Below are 16,765 nucleotides of genomic sequence, written 5' to 3'. Positions count from 1 at the left end.
CCACCTTAGAAGCGTGCGGTCTTCCAACGGGGGCACCGCAGCAGCGACCTTTCCCGCCACGCCACAGGCAGGCGGATTCGCCGGCAAGCACCATGAACCCCGGGAGTGCGCGATCGAAACCCGAGGTCGCGCAGCCGAGGGGCACCACCTTCATCCGAGCAACACCTGCACCTCGGCGGCCTGGTGGTCGTCCACCCTGACCTCGAATGTCCCGGAAGAGACGAACTCGATCCGAAAGGTGTTCAGCGGGTCGCAGATCACGAATCCACCGCCGGGGCTCTCCAATCTCCCCGCGAACACAAGCAGCGGCAGCAGTTCCTCCTGCGGAACAGCACGCAGGACCCTCACGTCGACCTCGCCCTCGATCGGGGCACGGACGGCGATGGCGACAGAACCCGCGATCGCATGCGCGGCACTGACTTCCGAGTCCCAGTCACCGTGATCCGCTTCCTCCCCGACCCCCTCGGCCTCGATCAGCACGTAGGCGTACTCGATCTTCTGGACGACATGACCTACCACGCGGCCCGGTACCACCTTCAAGGCCTCCTCGATTCATCCATCGGTCACGAGGCCAGACCACTGCGATTCCCATATGAGCATGCGCAGGGCCTTCGCCGAACCCCGGACCTCGCCCCACCCCGAGGAGGAAAGAGCAAAGGGCGGGGGAACATCCAAACGTCCCAGTCCGTGCACCTCCGTCAACTCGTCCACCCTCTCCAAGACGTCCAGGATTCCTTCCTCCACACCTTCGGGGAAGTCGAACTCATCAAAATGGGAACCAGAGACCCGCAGCCACTCCACCTGGGCCTCCATATCCGAAGAGGCCATGTGGATGGCGCCGACCAGTGCGTCGGTATGAGGGATCCTCGCGCAGTGATCCATCGTTCCCTTCGAGGCGTTCGAGCAAGTCGGGTCTGTCATATGCCTCCGGTACGCTCCGCGTGACCCTCCGACCATCACCGTTGGGCTTCCCGTCCCCATCTCCTCCCATCCCCCTTCCCGGGAAGCTCCGCGGCCTCCTCCAGGAGTCCCCATGGAACCGACCTACGCCGACCTCACCGCCAGTCCCGCCCGGGTGGCCAACGCTCAGGTGGACCGCGAGAACGCCCGGTTCGGCGGAAGCAAGATGACGCTGGACGCCGCAGGCTCGGTCGATCTCACCTTCTACCTGGACGAGCAGATCGTCGAAGGCGTCCTGCGGGTGACCGCGCTCGTCTCCAAGAACGGGGGCTCCCCGGGGCATGCCCCGCTGACCGTGCTGGTCAACGGCGAACCGGTGGCCTCGCGCCTGACCATCCCCGGCGGCGGCGACCTGCCCCAGGACCTCGACTTCGCGGTTCCCGGCGGGTGGCTGCGAACGGACGGCCCCAACGTGGTGACGGTGCGCAGCGGCACGGACGCTCGAACGATGCTGTGGCTGTACCGGATCAGCGTCGACTCCATCGACGAACGCGACCGCTCGGTTCGCGCGATGCTCGCCGCCGCCGACCGGCGCTCGGTGCTTCGCTACACCACCCGCAAGCGGGTCCATTCCACGCAGGGGCCACAGCAACAGTGGGAAACCGCCGAGCGGCTGCTGGTGTACGTCGACCGGGGTGAGAAGGCACCGATCGCTCAGCTCTCCTGGCGCGACGCCGACGGAGCCGAGGCGGCGATCAGCTTCCAGTCGGCACTGGGTGACTTCCACGGCTACCACCGCTCGGCCGATGGCCTGCTGAGCGAGTACCGGGGTGACCTGGAACAGCGCCTGGCCTACCCGGAGGGGACGGAGGAGGCCACCGTGCACCGCTTCCGCACCGAAGAGCACTGGGGCGAGCGTTGGCACAACTCGGGGGAGCTGCGGCTGATGGTCGAGGATGGTGACGCCCCGGTGGAGCGGATCACCTGGCGCGACCAGCGGGAGAACTCCGGTTCGGTCGCCTTCGAGGAGGATCGGACAGGCTTCCTCGGCTATTACCAGCGGGTCGGCGAGGGCCCCATCGGTTACCGAGGCAGAGCCGTCAACGAGGTGTGAGCGGTCGCGCTGCTCAAGGCGGCGCGACACGGCGCCCCCATGCCCTGGTCCACGGAGCGGACCCCGGCCACCGAGTGACACGGTGCCCGGCGAGGGTCATGGGGGCGCGGGGCCGTGTTCTCAGGCCTGGCCGGACTCGGCGCGGCGGATGCGCTTGAGGGGGATGGGCAGGACGCAGACGGGGGCCGAGACGGCCAGGCGGTGGCCGGTGTCCTGGGGAACGCCGGTGTCGGGGTCGATGAGCAACGACATCAGCTCGTCGCCGTTCTGGGCGGCGGCGACCAGGTGGTCGGGCTCGTCGCGATGGCCTCTGACCACGGTGAAGTGGCGGGGCCAGGCCCCCACGAGGGTGTCCGCGAGGTGCTCCAGACGGGCACCTCCGTCCCGGACCGCGAACGTGGAGATGGCGTCGGCGCCCCGGTTGGAGACGTACACGCGCCCCTCGTAGGTGCTGGTCGGGGGCAACGCGTCCCCCTCGGCGATCTCACGACCCTCGACCTTGAGCCGGTGCAGGGCGATCTCGGCGGGGAAGTTCTTCCCGGCCGCCTCGTGGGCGGTGGCGGTGACCGAGCCCAGGTGTTCGCCGCTGCCGGACACCCCGTCCCAGCGGACGACGTGCACGCGGGAGTCGAGTTCGCCCGCGACGTACACGTGGTCGCCGTTGACCACCATGTGGCGGGGCCCGGTGCCGGGTGGCAGGGGCACGCCCGGGAAGGCGTTCTCGCCAGGCTCGGGGGCCTCTTCGGTGAGCTGTTCGGGGACCGGGCTGTAGTGGTAGACGCGCAGTTCGTCCGTGCCGAGGTCGGCGGCGAGCAGGTAGCGGTTGCCGGGTTCGAAGGAGTCCAGGGCCACGGCGCTGCTGTGCGCGTGCGGACCTTCCTGGCGTTCGGTGACGGGGCCGGTGCCCTGATGGGTGAATTCGAGGGTGTCGCCGGTGGGGCCACCGTCCTCGGCGGTGGCGACGAGGGTGACCACGCCGTTGGCGTAGTTGGTGACGGCCACCTGGTGCGGGCCCAGGTAGCGCACGTGGCAGGGGGAGCCGCCGCCGGTGGGCACGGAGCCGATCTCGGTGAGGGAGGCGTCACCGTGCGGCCGGAAGGCGGTGAGGGTGCCCTCGGCGCGCTCGTTGACCGCGTACACCGTGGGCGGTTCGGGCCGGTAGGCGAGGAAGGAGGGGCCGGTGGTGCGGGCGGCGATTCCGCCGTCGGTCATCTCGCCGGTCCGGGGGTCGAACCAGATCCGGTGTACGCCTCGCCCCTCCCCCGGCGGTTCGGAGTCGGGGGTGTAGGTCCCCACGAGCAGGAGCCGTCGTGGTGCGTCCACAGGGTGCCTCGTTTCCGTCGCTTGGGGCAGGGATGTGGTCCATACCACCGGCGGCATGCTATCGCCCCTGGGCGCGGTCGGAAAAGACCGAACCGGTCGGTGCCCCCGACCTCGGGTGAGCACCCCGGGCCCGGCCTCTCGCGAGGCGCCCATGTCACATGCGCCTGAGTCCCGAAAGTATTCACTGTTCACAAAAAAGGAGCCTCTGCCCTGTGTAGCGCGTCTGTTACAGTTCCTCCTCGAAAGACCGATCCTGGGAGGACGGAACCGCTCTCGATAACCCATGTCCTCTGCGCTTTCGGCGGATTCAGTCTCTCGGATTCCGCGAGAACACGGAAGATTAGGGCACTTCGGGACCTTGGTCGCGAAAAGCATACGAAGATCCAGGTCAAAGACTCGATCATCCTCGGTTCGGAGGGTGCGCCCGGCCCGGCGTACTCACGACCCGTGGCCCCCGAACCCGAACAACAGGACCCCCATTGGCCCTCCGTTCCATATCCGAAGTACCGCTGCCCGATCCGGCGACCATCGAACAGGTCCGTCTGTCGTGCGCCGATATCCCCGAGGGTTCGACCCGCCTATCGAGGGCCTTCTACGACAACCTCTTCACCATGGTCCCCGAGATGCGCGAGATGTTCTCCGCCGATCTCAAGCCGCAGCAGCAACGCATGGCCGACGCCCTGCTGTCCGTGGTCCAACACCTGGACACCCCCGAGGAGCTCGCGGGATACCTGCGCCGGCTGGGATCGCAGCACCACCGAGAGCTGGGCGTCCGCCCCGAGCACTACCCCCACGTGGGACGCGCCCTGGTCCGTGCCGTCAGCGAGGTCTCCCCCACCTGGTCCTCCTCGATGAGCTCGGCGTGGGTGCTGGTCTACCAATGGGTCACCGCGCACATGCTCGCCGGCGCCGAACTCGCCGCGTCCTCCTCGTCCCACGGAGCACGTTGACGCGCAAGGGCGCGGTAGCGCCCGGTCTCCGCCCCACATCGCACCCAGTCGAAAGCCTTCCTTGATGACACAGAGCAGTAGCAACAGCGTGCCCGGATCCGGGGGAGAACGCCACGTACAAGCGGTCATGGGGACCACCGAACGCGCCGACCGCTTCTACCGCGACCAGATGCTGGACCACCTCAACCCGGCGATGAAGGAGTTCGTCGCCCGCCAGGAGATGCTCTTCGTCGCGACGGCGGACGCCCAGGGCGAGTGCGACTCCAGTTTCCGGAGTGGGCCGCCCGGTTTCGTGCACGTCATCGACGACCACACCCTGGCCTACCCGGAGTACCGGGGCAACGGGGTGTTCGCCAGTGCGGGCAACGTGGTCCAGAACCCGCACATCGGCCTGATGTTCCTGGACTTCGAACGGGACCGGATCGGCCTCCACGTCAACGGCCGGGTGAAGGTCACCGAGGACGAACGCCTGCGTTCCCACGTCCCGCGACTGCCCCTGCCCCAGGTACCGGGGCAAAGAGCGCTGATGTGGATGGTGGTCCGGGTCGAGGAGGCCTACATCCACTGCCGTAAGCACATCCCCCACCTGCGCAGGGTCGGTGCCGGCGAATCCTGGGGCACGGACGACACGCTGCGCAAGGGCGGTGACTTCTTCGGTGCCAAGGAGGAGGGCCAGGCCCGCAGAGGGACGGCGGCGGGGGTCGGACGCTCCTAAGCGGTGGGGGTCGCCCGCCCCGCCTGTGGGGCGGGGCGGGCGACGCGACTATCTCTGTTTGTCGGCGGCCTTGACCGCCTCGATCGCCTTCATGATGCGTTTGTCCGAGACCGGATAGGCGGTCCGCAGCTCCTGGGCGAACAGACTGACCCGATACTCCTCCAGCATCCAGCGCAGTTCGACCACGTCCGGGTCGTCGGCGCGGCCGGCCTTGAGCACGCCCCGGATCCGCCGCACGGCCTGGCGCATCTGTTCGACCTTGGACATGTTGACCTGGTCGCGGCGCGGGTTCTCGGGCAGCTTGTTCAGCCGGTACTCGATGCCGCGCAGGTACCGGTGCACGTCGTCCAGACGGGACAGGCCGGCGTTGGTGAGGAAGCCATCCCCCACCAGGTCGCCCAGCTGACCCTGAACGTCGTTGAGCGAGGGCAGCACCGCCAGGGACGTGGTGCCCTTGACCTTCTTGGACACCTTGCGCCACAGCACGAGGACACGGGCGGCCTTGTCCAGGACCTCGGCGAGGGTGTCGCCCAGGTCGGCGCGCACGCGATCGCGCAGCTTCGCGAAGTCGTCGCCGTTCCACACCGGGCCGCCCTCACGGGCCAGCAGGTGGTCGACGGCGGCGGACTCGGCGTCGGCGAGGATCTTCGTGATCGAACCGTGCGGGTTGTCGGCCAGGGCGAGCTTGTCCGGGTTGTTCAGGCCCTTGCTCACCGCCGTCGCCGGGGACGGGATCGTGAGCAGCAGGAGTCGGCGCACACCCGCGCGCATGGCGGAGCGCTGTTCGGCGTCGGTGTCGAAGATGCGGATGGCGACGCTGTCGCCCTCGTCCACCAGCGCCGGGTAGCCCTTCACCTTCGGGCCCAGCGCCTTGCGTTCCAGGGTCTGCTCCAACCGGCCGAAGTCCCAGGAGGTGATGCCCTTCTTCTCCACGCCCTTGGCCTCGGTGGCGATCGCCTCGCGCAGTCGCGGCTTGAGCTTGGCGCGCAGCTGTTCGAGGTCCTTGGACTCGGCCAGCGTGCGTCCCCGGTCGTCCACCGCACGGAAGGTGATGCGCAGGTGGTCGGGGACCCTGTCGAGCTGGAAGTCCTCGGGCCGGACGCGTTCGCCGTAGGCCATGACGGTGAGCTCGGCGGCCAGGGCCTCGGTGAGCGAACCCTCGTAGGGGTTCAGGGCGCCTCGGGCCCGGGCGGCGTTGTCGGGCACCGGTACGAAGTGGCGACGCAGCGGTTTGGGCAGCGAACGGATCAACGCCGTGACGAGCTCGTCGCGCAGTCCGGGGATCTGCCAGTCGAACCCGTTGTTCTCCACCTGGTTGAGGAACTTGACGGGGATGTGCGCGGTGACGCCGTCGGAGTCGCTGCCCGGTTCGAACTGGTAGGTGAGCGGGAAGACGAAGGGTCCCTGACGCCACACGTCGGGGTAGTCGTCCTCGTTGACCACGTCCACACCGTCGTTGATGAGCTCCTCGCGGGTGAAGTCCAAGAGCGTGGGTTCGGTGCGGCGTGCCTTCTTCCACCAGGAGTCGAAGTGGGCGGCCGACACGGCGGAGGAGTCCACGCGACGGTCGTAGAAGTCGAACAGGGTGTCGTCGTCCACGACGATGTCGCGGCGGCGGGCCCGGTGTTCGAGGTCCTCGACCTCGTCCAGGAGTTCGCGGTTGTCGTGGAAGAACTGGTGGCGGGTCTCCCAGTCGCCCTCGACCAGGGCGCGGCGGATGAACAGCTCCCGGGACATCTGCGGGTCGATCCGGCCGTAGGACACCTTGCGCTGCACGACGATGGGCACCCCGTACAGGGTGACCCGCTCATAGGCCATGACGGCGCCGCGCTTGCGTTCCCAGTGCGGTTCGCTGTAGCTGCGCTTGACGATGTCGCCGGCCAGTTCCTCGGCCCACTCGGGTTCGATCCTGGCGACCATGCGACCCCACAGTTTGGAGGTCTCGACCAGTTCGGCGGCCATGACGAAGCGCGGTTGCTTCTTGAACAGGGCCGAACCGGGGAAGATCGCGAAGCGCGCCCCACGACCGCCCAGGTACTCGTGTTTGTCGGGGTCCTTGAGGCCCACGTGGGAGAGCAGGCCGGACAACAGCGACATGTGCACGGCGCGGGTGTCGGCGGTCTCCTCGCGCAGCGGCGGCACCTCGATGTCCATCTGCCGCAGGACCTGCTTGAGCTGGCCGTGGATGTCCTGCCACTCGCGTACCCGCAGGTAGTTGAGGAACTCCTCGCGGCACATCTTGCGGAACCGGTTGCCGGACAGTTCCTTCTGCTGCTCGCGCAGGTGGTTCCACAGGTTGAGGAAGGCCAGGAAGTCCGATTCCTTGTCGGCGAACCGGGCGTGCGCCTGCTGGGCCTGTTGCTGCTTCTCCGTGGGACGTTCGCGCGGGTCCTGGATGGACAGCGCGGAGGTGATCACCATGACCTCGGGCAGGCAGTCGCGTTCCTGGGCCTCCAGGACCATGCGCCCCAAACGGGGGTCGATGGGCAGCTGGGCCAGGCGGCGACCGGTCGGGGTCAGGCGACGCCGACCCTCCTTGACGTCCTTGGGTTCGGGGTGCAGGGCGCCCAGCTCGGTGAGGAGGTTGACGCCGTCCTTGATCTGGCGGTGGTCGGGGCCGTCCACGAACGGAAACGCGGCGACGTCGCCCAGTCCCAGGGCGGCCATCTGCAGGATGACCGAGGCCAGGTTGGTGCGCAGGATCTCGGGGTCGGTGTACTCGGGGCGGGACAGGAAGTCCTCTTCGGAGTACAGCCGGATACAGATGCCCTCGGAGACACGGCCACAGCGACCCTTGCGCTGGTTGGCGGAGGCCTGCGAGACAGCCTCGATGGGCAGGCGCTGCACCTTGGTGCGGTGCGAGTAGCGGGAGATGCGGGCGGTGCCGGGGTCGATCACGTACTTGATGCCGGGCACCGTCAGCGAGGTCTCGGCGACGTTGGTGGCGAGCACGATGCGGCGACCGCCGTGCCGGGACCACACGCGTTTCTGTTCGGCCACCGACAGGCGGGCGTAGAGCGGGAGGACCTCGGTGCCGCGGAGCTTCTTCTTCTCCAGGGCCTCGGCGGTGTCACGGATCTCCCGTTCACCACTGAGGAAGACGAGGACGTCCCCGGGGGCCTCGCGGGAGAGCTCGTCGACGGCCTCCAGGATGGCCTGGGTCTGATCCTTGTCGGTGCCGCCCGACGGGTTCTTCTCCTCCGGGTCGAGGATCTCGTCGGTGATGGGCCGGTAGCGGACCTCCACCGGATAGGTGCGCCCGGACACCTCGATGATGGGGGCGTCGTCGAAGTGACGGGAGAAACGCTCGGGGTCGATGGTGGCCGAGGTGATGATGACCTTCAGGTCGGGCCGTTTGGGCAGCAGCTGCCTGAGGTATCCGAGCAGGAAGTCGACGTTGAGGCTGCGTTCGTGCGCCTCGTCGATGATGAGCGTGTCGTACTGGCGCAGCATCCGGTCGTGCTGGATCTCGGCCAGCAGGATGCCGTCGGTCATCAGCTTGACCAGGGTGTTGTCACCGGAGGAGTCGGTGAAACGGACCTTGTAGCCGACCGTCTCCCCCAGGGGGGTGCCGATCTCGTCGGCGACGCGCTCGGCGACCGTGCGGGCGGCGAGCCGGCGCGGCTGGGTGTGGCCGATGGTGCCCATGACGCCACGACCCAGCTCCATGCAGATCTTTGGCAGCTGGGTGGTCTTACCCGAACCCGTCTCACCGGCGACGATGACGACCTGGTTGTCGCGGATGGCCGCGGAGATGTCGTCGCGTTTTGCGCTGACCGGGAGTTCTTCGGGATAGGAGAGTTCGGGGACGGCCTCACGGCGCAGTTCCACGCGCGTCTCGGCGCGTTCGACGTCCTTGACGACCTGGTCGCGCACCGAGGCGCGGCGACGCTCGTCACCGATCTTGGCGAGGCCGTCGATGCGGCGACGGAGCCGATGGCGGTCGGCGGGCATGAGGCCGCGCAACCGGGCGCGGAGCGGATCCGCGTCGGAGGAGGGTTTGCGCGCGTGCGCGGGCGTGGTGGTGCTCATCAGTACTCAAGGTTAGAAGGGCCCGCAACCGGTTTTACCGGGCGTGGCCGGCCGGGTCGGTGCGGGGTGCGGGCGGCTGCCGGGTCGGGGTCCCGGGCGCACCACACTCGCCAACGCCCCGACGAGACGGATTGTTCCGCCGCCGCTCAGTGGGGACACGACCGAGACTCCGCAGTTCATCGATGGCGGCATCGGTGAAGAGGCTCTCGACCATCAGTCCTCCGGCAGTTCGAGAGTGGCTCGGCTGTACCCGAAGGCCGCCAGCACGTCGTCCAGGGAAGTGCGCCGCCCGCTGTCGGTCGCGGCGCGGGTGAGGACCAACGCCAGATCCCTGAGGTCGGCCTCGGCCTGTTCGAGCTCGGTCAACCGCTCATAGGCGACCACGGCGGCGACGGGCTCGCGACGCCTGGTCACGATGAGCTCCGTCCCCTGCTCCGCGTCATGGACGATTCCGGCGACTCCTCTTCGCGTCGCATCAGTGACGCTGATCTCGTGCCCGTGCCGAAGAAGGTCCATGAACACAGGTATACAGAACCGCGGCGCGGTCGCGGTGGGTCCACCGCGACCACGCCGACGGGAGGGTCACCCGAAAATGCTCCGGTCCACCGCCTCGGCGGTCCGGGGGGCGTGCTCCTCCATCATGGTGAAGTGGTCCCCCGGCACCTCGAACCGGTCGTGCGCGGTGGGCCAACTCCAGTCCAGACCGAGCTTGGCGCCACCGGCGGTGACCACCGCTTCGATCGGTCGCACCTGTACCGTCGGGCCCCGCCACGAGGAGGGCCGCCACGAGGCGAACAGGTCGAGGTAGGCGCCCATCGCGGTCAGTCGGGCGGTGTCCATCAGCTCGAACTCGTTGGCGCGCTCGGTGACGAACTCCGTGACCATGGGCAGGAGTTCGTCGTCGCCGGGCACCACCGTGTCGAGCAGGACGGCCTTCGCGGGCGGGGTCCCCCTGGCGGCGAGTTCCTCGGCGACGGCGTGTGCCGTCCAACCACCCGAGGAACGACCGATCAGGACGAACGGGCGGCCGTCGGCCACGGCCAGCGCCTGGTCGGCCTGGGAGCGCACGAAGGTGTCCAGGTCCGCGGGAAGTTCCTCGCCCTCCAGGTATCCCGGAGCGGAGAGCACGTGGACTCCACGGCGGCCCTGCCACCGGCCGGCGAACCGGGCGAACTCGTGCGGGCCGGAGGTCATGACCAGGGACGGGTGGCAGATCAGGACGGGTTCCTCGGGTCCCGTGGCCAGGGTGGTGGTGGAGGAGGGTGAGGCCCCGGTGAAGACCGCGCGTGTGCGCGAGGCGGCCAGGGCCAGGTCGACGGCCTCCTTGGGGCGGTTCGCGACGCAGGCGTCCAGGAAGAGACCGACCAGGCTGTCGGAGGTCCCCCCGGTCGTACCCGTACCCGTGCCCGGGGCGGGTCCGCCCATCTCCCGGTCGAGGTGCTCGGCCAGGGCCACCGGGGTGGAGTGCTGGAACACCAGGGTGGCGGGCAGGCGCAGATCGGTGAGCGCCTGGAGGTGGTTGCGCAGTTCCACGGCGGTCAGCGAGTCGAACCCGGACTCGGGGAACTCCTGGTGGGCGCCGTACTCCGCGTAGCCGAGGATCTCGGCCGCGCGTTCACGGACCAGCCGGGTGATCAGCTCCCTGCGCTCGGCCCCGGACGGCACGGAGATCACCCGGTCGGTGGCATCGGCCGCGCGTTCGGGGGCACGCACCAGCCCGCGCATCAGCGCCGGCACGGACCCTTGGGTGACCGCTCGGGTGCGCAGGCCCACCAGGTCGATCGGTGAGGGCACGAGTTCGGCGCGGCCGGCGGCCATGGCCGCGTCCAGCAGCGCGCACCCCTCGTCGTCGCCGATCCCCTCCACGCCCCAGGTGCGGGCCATCCGGTTCGCGGACACGTCGTCCATCTCGGCGAACTCGCGGGTCTCCACCAGCCAGCGCCCCCAGGCCAGCGACTGGGCCGGCAGTCCCCGTTCCCGCCGGTGCCGGGCGAGTGCGTCCAGGTAGGCGTTGGCGGCCGAGTAGGCGGCCTGACCTGCGCTACCGAAGACCCCCGCCGCCGAGGAGAACAGGACGAACGCGTCCAGGTCGAGGTGGGCGGTGAGACGGTGCAGGTTCCACGCGCCGACGGCCTTGGGAGCCATCACCTTGTCCAGGCGTGCGGTGGTCAGGCCGGTGAAGGTGGAGTCGTCGATCAGGCCGGCCGAGTGCACGACCGCCGAGACCGGAACCTCGGTGAGGAGGTCCCGCAGACGGTCGGCGTCGGTGACGTCGCACGCCTCGATTCGGACGCGGGCACCGAGCTCGGTGAGTTCGGCGACGAGTTCGGTCGCGCCGGGGGCGCGGGGTCCCTGGCGGCCGATGAGGAGGAGGTCCTCCACGCCGTGCCGGACGACCAGGTGGCGGGCGACCAGGCTGCCCAGGCGGCCGGTGGCCCCGGTGATCAGGACCGTTCCACCGGGGCGGAAGCGGGTGGACAGTTCCAGTACGGCCTTGCCGACGTTGTGGCCGCGCTGCATGATCTGGAACGCCTCGGGCGCCTCCTCGATCGGGTACCGGTTGAGGGGGCCGCGGGGCAGGGTGCCGTCCGCCAGGAGCGGCAGGAGCGCGGCGAAGGCTCGCCGGATCGGTTCCGGCCCCGATTCCAGGACATTGAAGGCCCGGTAGGTGACGCCTTCGGGGACCTCGCCCGTTCCGAGCAGCTCGTTACGGCCCAGTTCCATGAACCTGCCGCCCTCGCCGAGCAGCCGCAGGGACGCGTTGATCGCGTCCCCGGTGAGGGAGTTGAGGACCACGTCCACGGTGCCGGCGCTCGCGCGGAAGTGCTCCTCGAATCCGAGTTCGCGCGAGTGCGCGATCTCGTCCTCGCCCAGCCCGGCCCCTCGGAGCAGGTCCCATTTCTCGGGGCTTGCCGTGGCGAGCACGCGGGCACCGAGGTGCCGGGCCAGGCCGAGAGCCGCCTGACCCACCCCACCCGCGGCGGAGTGGATGAGCACGGTCTCACCGGCGCGCAGGTCGGCTTCCTCCACCAGGGCGAGGTAGGCGGTCAGGTACACGGCGGGCACGGCGGCCGCCTCCGCGTGGTCCCACCCCTGGGGGACCTTGGCCAGGTACCGGTGGTCGGCCACCGCGACCGGGCCGAAGGCGCCGGGGAAGAGCCCCATCACCCGGTCGCCGGGCTTCAGACCTTCGGTGGCCTCACCGACCTCCAGCACCACACCGGAGCCCTCGTTGCCGATGTCGCCCGGTTCGGGGTACATGCCCACGGTCATCAGGACGTCGCGGAAGTTCAGTCCCGCGGCGCGGACGGCGACGCGCACCTCATGGGGTGCGAGCGCGCGTTGGGCCACGGGCACGTAGGCGAGCCCGTCGAGGATGCCGTGACCGTCGGTGTCCAGGCGCCAGCCCGAGCCGCGTGCGGGCGGGAGGGTGCCGTCGTCGGTCGCGGAGCGGGTGCGCGCCAGGCGCGGGGCGTGCAACCGCCCGTCCCTGGCGGCCACCCGTGGTTCCTCCGTGCGCAGCGCGGCGGCGACCAGTTCGGGTTCGACGTGGTCGGCGTCCAACAGCAGGAAACGGCCGGGGTTCTCGGTCTCTGCGGAGGCGATGAGTCCCCACAGCGACGCGGCGGACGGGTCGACGGGCAGGTCGGTGTCCCCCGGCAGGCTCACGGCTCCCCGGGTGAGCACCACGAAACGGGTGTCGGCGTAACGCTCGGCCTCCACCCGGTCGCGGATCGGGCCCAGTACGGAGGACAACCGTTCCAGGGCCTGTTCGGGGTCGGCGCCCGCGGGGCCTTGGGGCGCGAGCACGATCACGGTGGGCGCTTCGTCGCCCTCCTGGGGACGACGATCGATCCCGGGCACGGTGCCCACCGCGGCCCAGGTCGTCGGGTCGGGCACGGCGCCCTGGCCCGGTTCGGTGAGTTCCTCCCACTCCTGGTGGAAGAGCGCGTCCCGGTCCGCTCCGGTCATCGGTGCGGCCTCCCGAACGGAGAGGGCGGCGATACTCAGGACCGGCGCGCCCTCGGGGTCGGTGACCAGGACCTCGTAGGTGTCGTCACCGGTCCGGGTGAGCTGCACCCGGACCCGTTCGGGGGTGTCGGACCGATGGAGTCGTACCCCGCTCCAGCCGAAGGGCATCAGTAGTCGGGGCGCCTCGTCGGTGTCCCTCTCACGCAGGAGCAGGGACTGGAGTCCGGCGTCGAGCAGGACCGGGTGCGGGCCGGTCATCGCATCGGCGTCGGCGGGCAGGGTGTCCGGTCCGGCCTCGGCCCAGGTGCGGGTTCCGTCGGCGCGGACCGCGCGCAGGCCCTGGAAGGCGGGGCCATACTCGATGCCGCGGGCCTCGAACAGGGCGTAGGTGTCGGCCATCGCGAGTTCGGTGGTGTCCGGTGCGAACGGCACGGGGGCCGGCGCGGGGGTTCGGGCGGCCGGGACCAGCCGTCCCTGGGCGTGCTCGGTCCAGTGTTCTCCGTCGGAGGAGGACGAGAGCAGCCGGAAGTCGCGTGCCCCGCGCAGGTCGGGGGCCTCCACGATGACCTGGAAGGGCGTCCCGGGACCGTCGGGGTCGATCTCCAGGGGTGCGCTGAGCGTCAGCTCGGCGATCTCGGGACGGTCGCAGACCCGGCCCACGTTCAGGAGCAGCTCCAACGCGGCGGTTCCGGGCAGGATCACCCGACCGGACACCGCGTGTTCGGTCAGCCAGGGCGCCCGCGCGGTGTCGAGTCGGCCGGTGAAGAGGGTCTGTCCGGTCGCACCGATCGGTGTCCAGGCACCGATCAGCGGGTGGTCGGCGGGGGCGAGGCCGACCGATGAGGGGTCGCCGGCGAGCGCGGGCTCCTCCAGCCAGTACCGGCGTCGTTGGAAGGGGTAGGTCGGCAGCTCGACGTCGTTCGCGCCGGCGCCCAGGACCCGTACCCAGTCGACGGTGATTCCTTGGCAGTGCGCCTCCGCCAGCGCGGTGAGGAAGCGGTCGCCGGTGTCCTCGTCCCGGCGCAGGGTGTGCACCACGGGGCGGTCGGCCACGCCGGCGGCCTCCAGGGTCCGCCGCAACGGCATCGACAACACCGGGTGCGCTCCGACCTCGACGAACGCGTGCCCGGCGGTGGCCAGGCGGCGGATCACCGGTTCGAGGAGCACTCCGTGGCGCAGGTTCCGGTACCAGTGGTCGGCGTTAAGCGTGGTCCCGTCCACGGGCTCCGTCGGCGGCTCGTCCCCCGGGCGCCAGATGGGCGAGGGGGCCACGGTGGAGTGGAACGGCACGGTGCCCGGACGAGGGCGCAGGCCGACCAGACCGGCCCGGAACTCCTCCTCGACCCGGTCCATGAGGAAGCAGTGCGAGGTGTAGTCGACCGGGATCCTTCGCACGAAGGTCCCGTCCCTCTCGCGGGCCGCCACGAACACGTCGACGACCTCGGCGGCGCCGGCGACCGTGCAGGTCTCCGGGCCGTTGGCGCCCGCGAGGACGATCCGGTCCCCTTGGCCTTCGATCAGAGCGGCGACCTCGGCCGCGCCGAGTCCGACCACGGCGATGCCGCCCTCCCCCGCGACCTTGGCCAGCACACGGCTGCGGGTGACCACCACGCGCGCCCCGTCCTCCAGGGAGAGGATCCCGGCCACGCAGGCGGCCGCCACCTCTCCTTGGGATTGACCGACCACGGCGGAGGGTTCGACCCCCGCGGCGCGCCACAGCCGGGCCAGGGATACCAGGACCGCCCACAGGGCCGGTTGCACGACGTCCGCCGGGGCGTCCTGTCCTATGAAGGGCGGGGCGTGGGGTTCCTCTCGCAGGACCGCCGACAGCGACCAGTCCACGAAGGGGGCCAGGGCCCGTTCGCACTCGGCCACGGACTCGGCGAAGACCGGGGAGTCGGCCATGAGGCCCTTGGCCATGCCCGCCCACTGACCGCCTTGGCCGGGGAAGACGAAGACCGGCTTCTCGGAGCGTCCGGACCGGTGGACCTCACCGGTGACCAGACCTTCGGCGTCCTCGGCCTTCGCCAAGGCCCGCAACCGGTCGGTGAGGACCTCGGGGTCGGCGCCGACAACGGCCGCCCGCCGGGCGAAACGGCCACGGGTGGTGGCCAGGGAACGGGCGACGTCACCGGCGGACGGGACACCGCCGGGGTCGTCGGTCAGCCGGTCGGCGAGACGGTCGGCCTGGTCCGTGAGCGCGGCCCGGTCGCGGGCGGACAGCAGCCAGGCGGTGCGCCCTTCGACCAGTGGTCCGGCGGTTTCCGGAACCTGTGCGGCCTCGGTGGCGGGTTCGGGGGCCTCCTCCAGCACCAAGTGGACGTTGGTCCCGCTGATGCCGAAGGAGGACACACCCGCGCGGCGCGGTCGTTCGCCGCGCGGCCAGTCCCGAGGCCGGGACAACGGCCGCACACCGCCCGATTCCCAGTCCACCAGGGTCGAGGGGCGATCGGCGTGCAGGGTCCTGGGAAGTCGTTCGTGTCCCAGGGCCAGCACCATCTTGATGATCCCGACGGCGCCGGCGGCCGCCTGGGTGTGGCCCAGGTTGGACTTGACCGACCCCAGCCAGAGGGGGTCCCCGCCCGACCTATCGCCGAACACGTCCAGGAGGGCGTCGGCCTCGATCGGGTCACCGAGTTCGGTGCCGGTCCCGTGCGCCTCCACGGCGTCGATGTCGTCGGGGGTCAGTCCGGCGTCGGTCAGCGCCGCCCGGAGCGCCCGGGTCTGCGCGGGACCGTTGGGAGCGGTCAGTCCGCTGGAGGCTCCGTCCTGGTTGACCGCGCCGCCCCGAACGACCGCCAGGACGCGGTGGCCGTTGCGTTCGGCGTCGGAGAGCCGTTCCAGGACCAGGGCCGCGGCGCCCTCACCGAACCCGGTGCCGTCCGCCCCGGCACCGAAGGCCTTGCAGCGACCGTCCTCGGAGAGCACCCCCTGTTTGGCGGACTCCGCGAAGAGCGAGGGACTCGACATCACGGTGGCGCCGCCCGCCAACGCCAGTGAACACTCGCCCTGGCGCAGGGACCGCACGGCGAGTTGGACGGCCGTCAGGGAGGAGGAGCACGCGGTGTCGACGGTCAGCGCGGGGCCCCTCAACCCCAGGGTGTAGGCGATCCTTCCCGAGGCCACGCTGGCGGCGACGCCGGTCATCAGGTAGCCCTCGGCCCCTTCGGGCATGGGTACCCTGCCGGAGGTGGTGGTGCGGGCGTAGTCGGTGGTGCTGATCCCGGTGAAGACCCCGGTGGGCGTCTCGGCCAGGGCGGCGGGGTCGATCCCGGCGCGTTCGAGGGACTCCCAGGTGACCTCCAGCATGAGCCGCTGTTGGGGATCCATCGCCTCGGCCTCGCGCGGGGAGATCCCGAAGAAACCGGCGTCGAACCCGGCCACGTCGTCGAGGAACCCGCCACCCGCGGACATGCCCGGGCGGCCCCGCATGTCCTCGACGTCCCATCCCCGGTCCTCGGGCAGGTCTCCGATCGCGTCGGCCCCCTGGGCCAGCAGGTCCCAGAGCTCTTCCGGGCCGTTCACCCCTCCGGGCAGACGACATCCCATGCCCACGATCGCGATGGGCTCGCTGTCGCGTTCACGCAGCCGCGTGAGCTCGGCGCGGGTGCGTCGCAGATCGGTGGTGACCCGTTTGAGGTAGTCGAGAACCTGTGCGTCGTCGGTCATGGGCGTGCCTCACCGCTTCACTTCGCGGCACCGCGGTGCCGAGGTCTTGGCTGTGGTCGTTCGGTCCTTGGTCATCGGTCGCCGCCGGGC

Annotated in this window: 9 protein-coding genes; 3 read left to right on the top strand and 6 right to left on the bottom strand. The window is 70.3% G+C overall.

The genetic code is table 11. From position 1 onward, the window contains the following. Nucleotides 1-150: 150 nt before the first annotated feature. Together NLI01S_RS00240 and NLI01S_RS00235 are read right to left on the bottom strand one after the other, a co-directional pair. Nucleotides 151-540: a hypothetical protein gene (locus NLI01S_RS00240; RefSeq protein WP_067597190.1), complete on the bottom strand. Its 390-nt coding sequence runs from the start codon at nt 538-540 to the stop codon at nt 151-153. Nucleotides 541-552: 12 nt separating this feature from the next. Continuing rightward, complete coding sequence (locus NLI01S_RS00235) at nt 553-882, bottom strand: hypothetical protein (RefSeq protein WP_067597188.1); 330 nt, start codon at nt 880-882, stop codon at nt 553-555. Between the two features lie 151 nt (nt 883-1,033). Between NLI01S_RS00235 and NLI01S_RS00230 the strand changes: the two genes are divergently transcribed. Beyond that, complete coding sequence (locus NLI01S_RS00230; protein ID WP_067597186.1) at nt 1,034-2,014, top strand: hypothetical protein; 981 nt, start codon at nt 1,034-1,036, stop codon at nt 2,012-2,014. A 120-nt stretch (nt 2,015-2,134) separates the two neighbouring features. Here NLI01S_RS00230 and NLI01S_RS00225 read toward each other — a convergent pair whose 3' ends face one another. Next, a complete protein-coding gene (locus NLI01S_RS00225) occupies nt 2,135-3,337 on the bottom strand; it encodes a lactonase family protein (RefSeq protein ID WP_067597184.1) in 1,203 nt (400 codons plus the stop codon). 479 nt (nt 3,338-3,816) lie between these two features. Here NLI01S_RS00225 and NLI01S_RS00220 point away from each other — a divergent pair, with 479 nt between their 5' ends. Beyond that, on the top strand, nt 3,817-4,287 hold the full coding sequence (locus NLI01S_RS00220; protein ID WP_067597183.1) for a globin domain-containing protein: 471 nt from the start codon (nt 3,817-3,819) through the stop codon (nt 4,285-4,287). A gap of 64 nt (nt 4,288-4,351) precedes the next feature. Next, a complete protein-coding gene (locus NLI01S_RS00215) occupies nt 4,352-5,002 on the top strand; it encodes a pyridoxamine 5'-phosphate oxidase family protein (RefSeq protein ID WP_067597181.1) in 651 nt (216 codons plus the stop codon). Nucleotides 5,003-5,050: 48 nt separating this feature from the next. On the opposite strand, the gene hrpA is transcribed toward NLI01S_RS00215, so the two are convergent. The 3 genes from hrpA to NLI01S_RS00200 all read right to left on the bottom strand — a co-directional run bounded on the left by hrpA (nt 5,051) and on the right by NLI01S_RS00200 (nt 16,675). Next, the gene (gene hrpA, locus NLI01S_RS00210) at nt 5,051-9,034 is read right to left on the bottom strand and encodes an ATP-dependent RNA helicase HrpA (RefSeq protein WP_067597179.1); all 3,984 of its coding nucleotides are present in this window, start codon (nt 9,032-9,034) and stop codon (nt 5,051-5,053) included. Nucleotides 9,035-9,247: 213 nt separating this feature from the next. Further along, the gene (locus tag NLI01S_RS00205; RefSeq protein ID WP_067597489.1) at nt 9,248-9,550 is read right to left on the bottom strand and encodes a prevent-host-death family protein; all 303 of its coding nucleotides are present in this window, start codon (nt 9,548-9,550) and stop codon (nt 9,248-9,250) included. 66 nt (nt 9,551-9,616) lie between these two features. Next, entirely contained in the window at nt 9,617-16,675 is a 7,059-nt protein-coding gene (locus NLI01S_RS00200; protein WP_067597173.1) for a type I polyketide synthase, read from the bottom strand. Nucleotides 16,676-16,765: the final 90 nt, after the last annotated feature.

This window comes from Nocardiopsis listeri NBRC 13360, assembly GCF_001570765.1.
GTDB lineage: Bacteria > Actinomycetota > Actinomycetes > Streptosporangiales > Streptosporangiaceae > Nocardiopsis > Nocardiopsis listeri.
The sequence above is the reverse complement of the archived record's forward strand: the minus strand, read 5'-3'. Positions and strand labels throughout refer to the sequence as shown.

Excerpts from the sequence above, each read along its gene's own strand:
- NLI01S_RS00235 (WP_067597188.1), bottom strand. The coding sequence starts at position 882 with ATGGATCACTGCGCGAGGATCCCTCATACCGACGCACTGGTCGGCGCC.
- NLI01S_RS00230 (WP_067597186.1), top strand. The coding sequence starts at position 1,034 with ATGGAACCGACCTACGCCGACCTCACCGCCAGTCCCGCCCGGGTGGCC.
- NLI01S_RS00215 (WP_067597181.1), top strand. The coding sequence starts at position 4,352 with ATGACACAGAGCAGTAGCAACAGCGTGCCCGGATCCGGGGGAGAACGC.
- hrpA (WP_067597179.1), bottom strand. The coding sequence starts at position 9,034 with ATGAGCACCACCACGCCCGCGCACGCGCGCAAACCCTCCTCCGACGCG.
- NLI01S_RS00205 (WP_067597489.1), bottom strand. The coding sequence starts at position 9,550 with ATGGACCTTCTTCGGCACGGGCACGAGATCAGCGTCACTGATGCGACG.
- NLI01S_RS00200 (WP_067597173.1), bottom strand. The coding sequence starts at position 16,675 with ATGACCGACGACGCACAGGTTCTCGACTACCTCAAACGGGTCACCACC.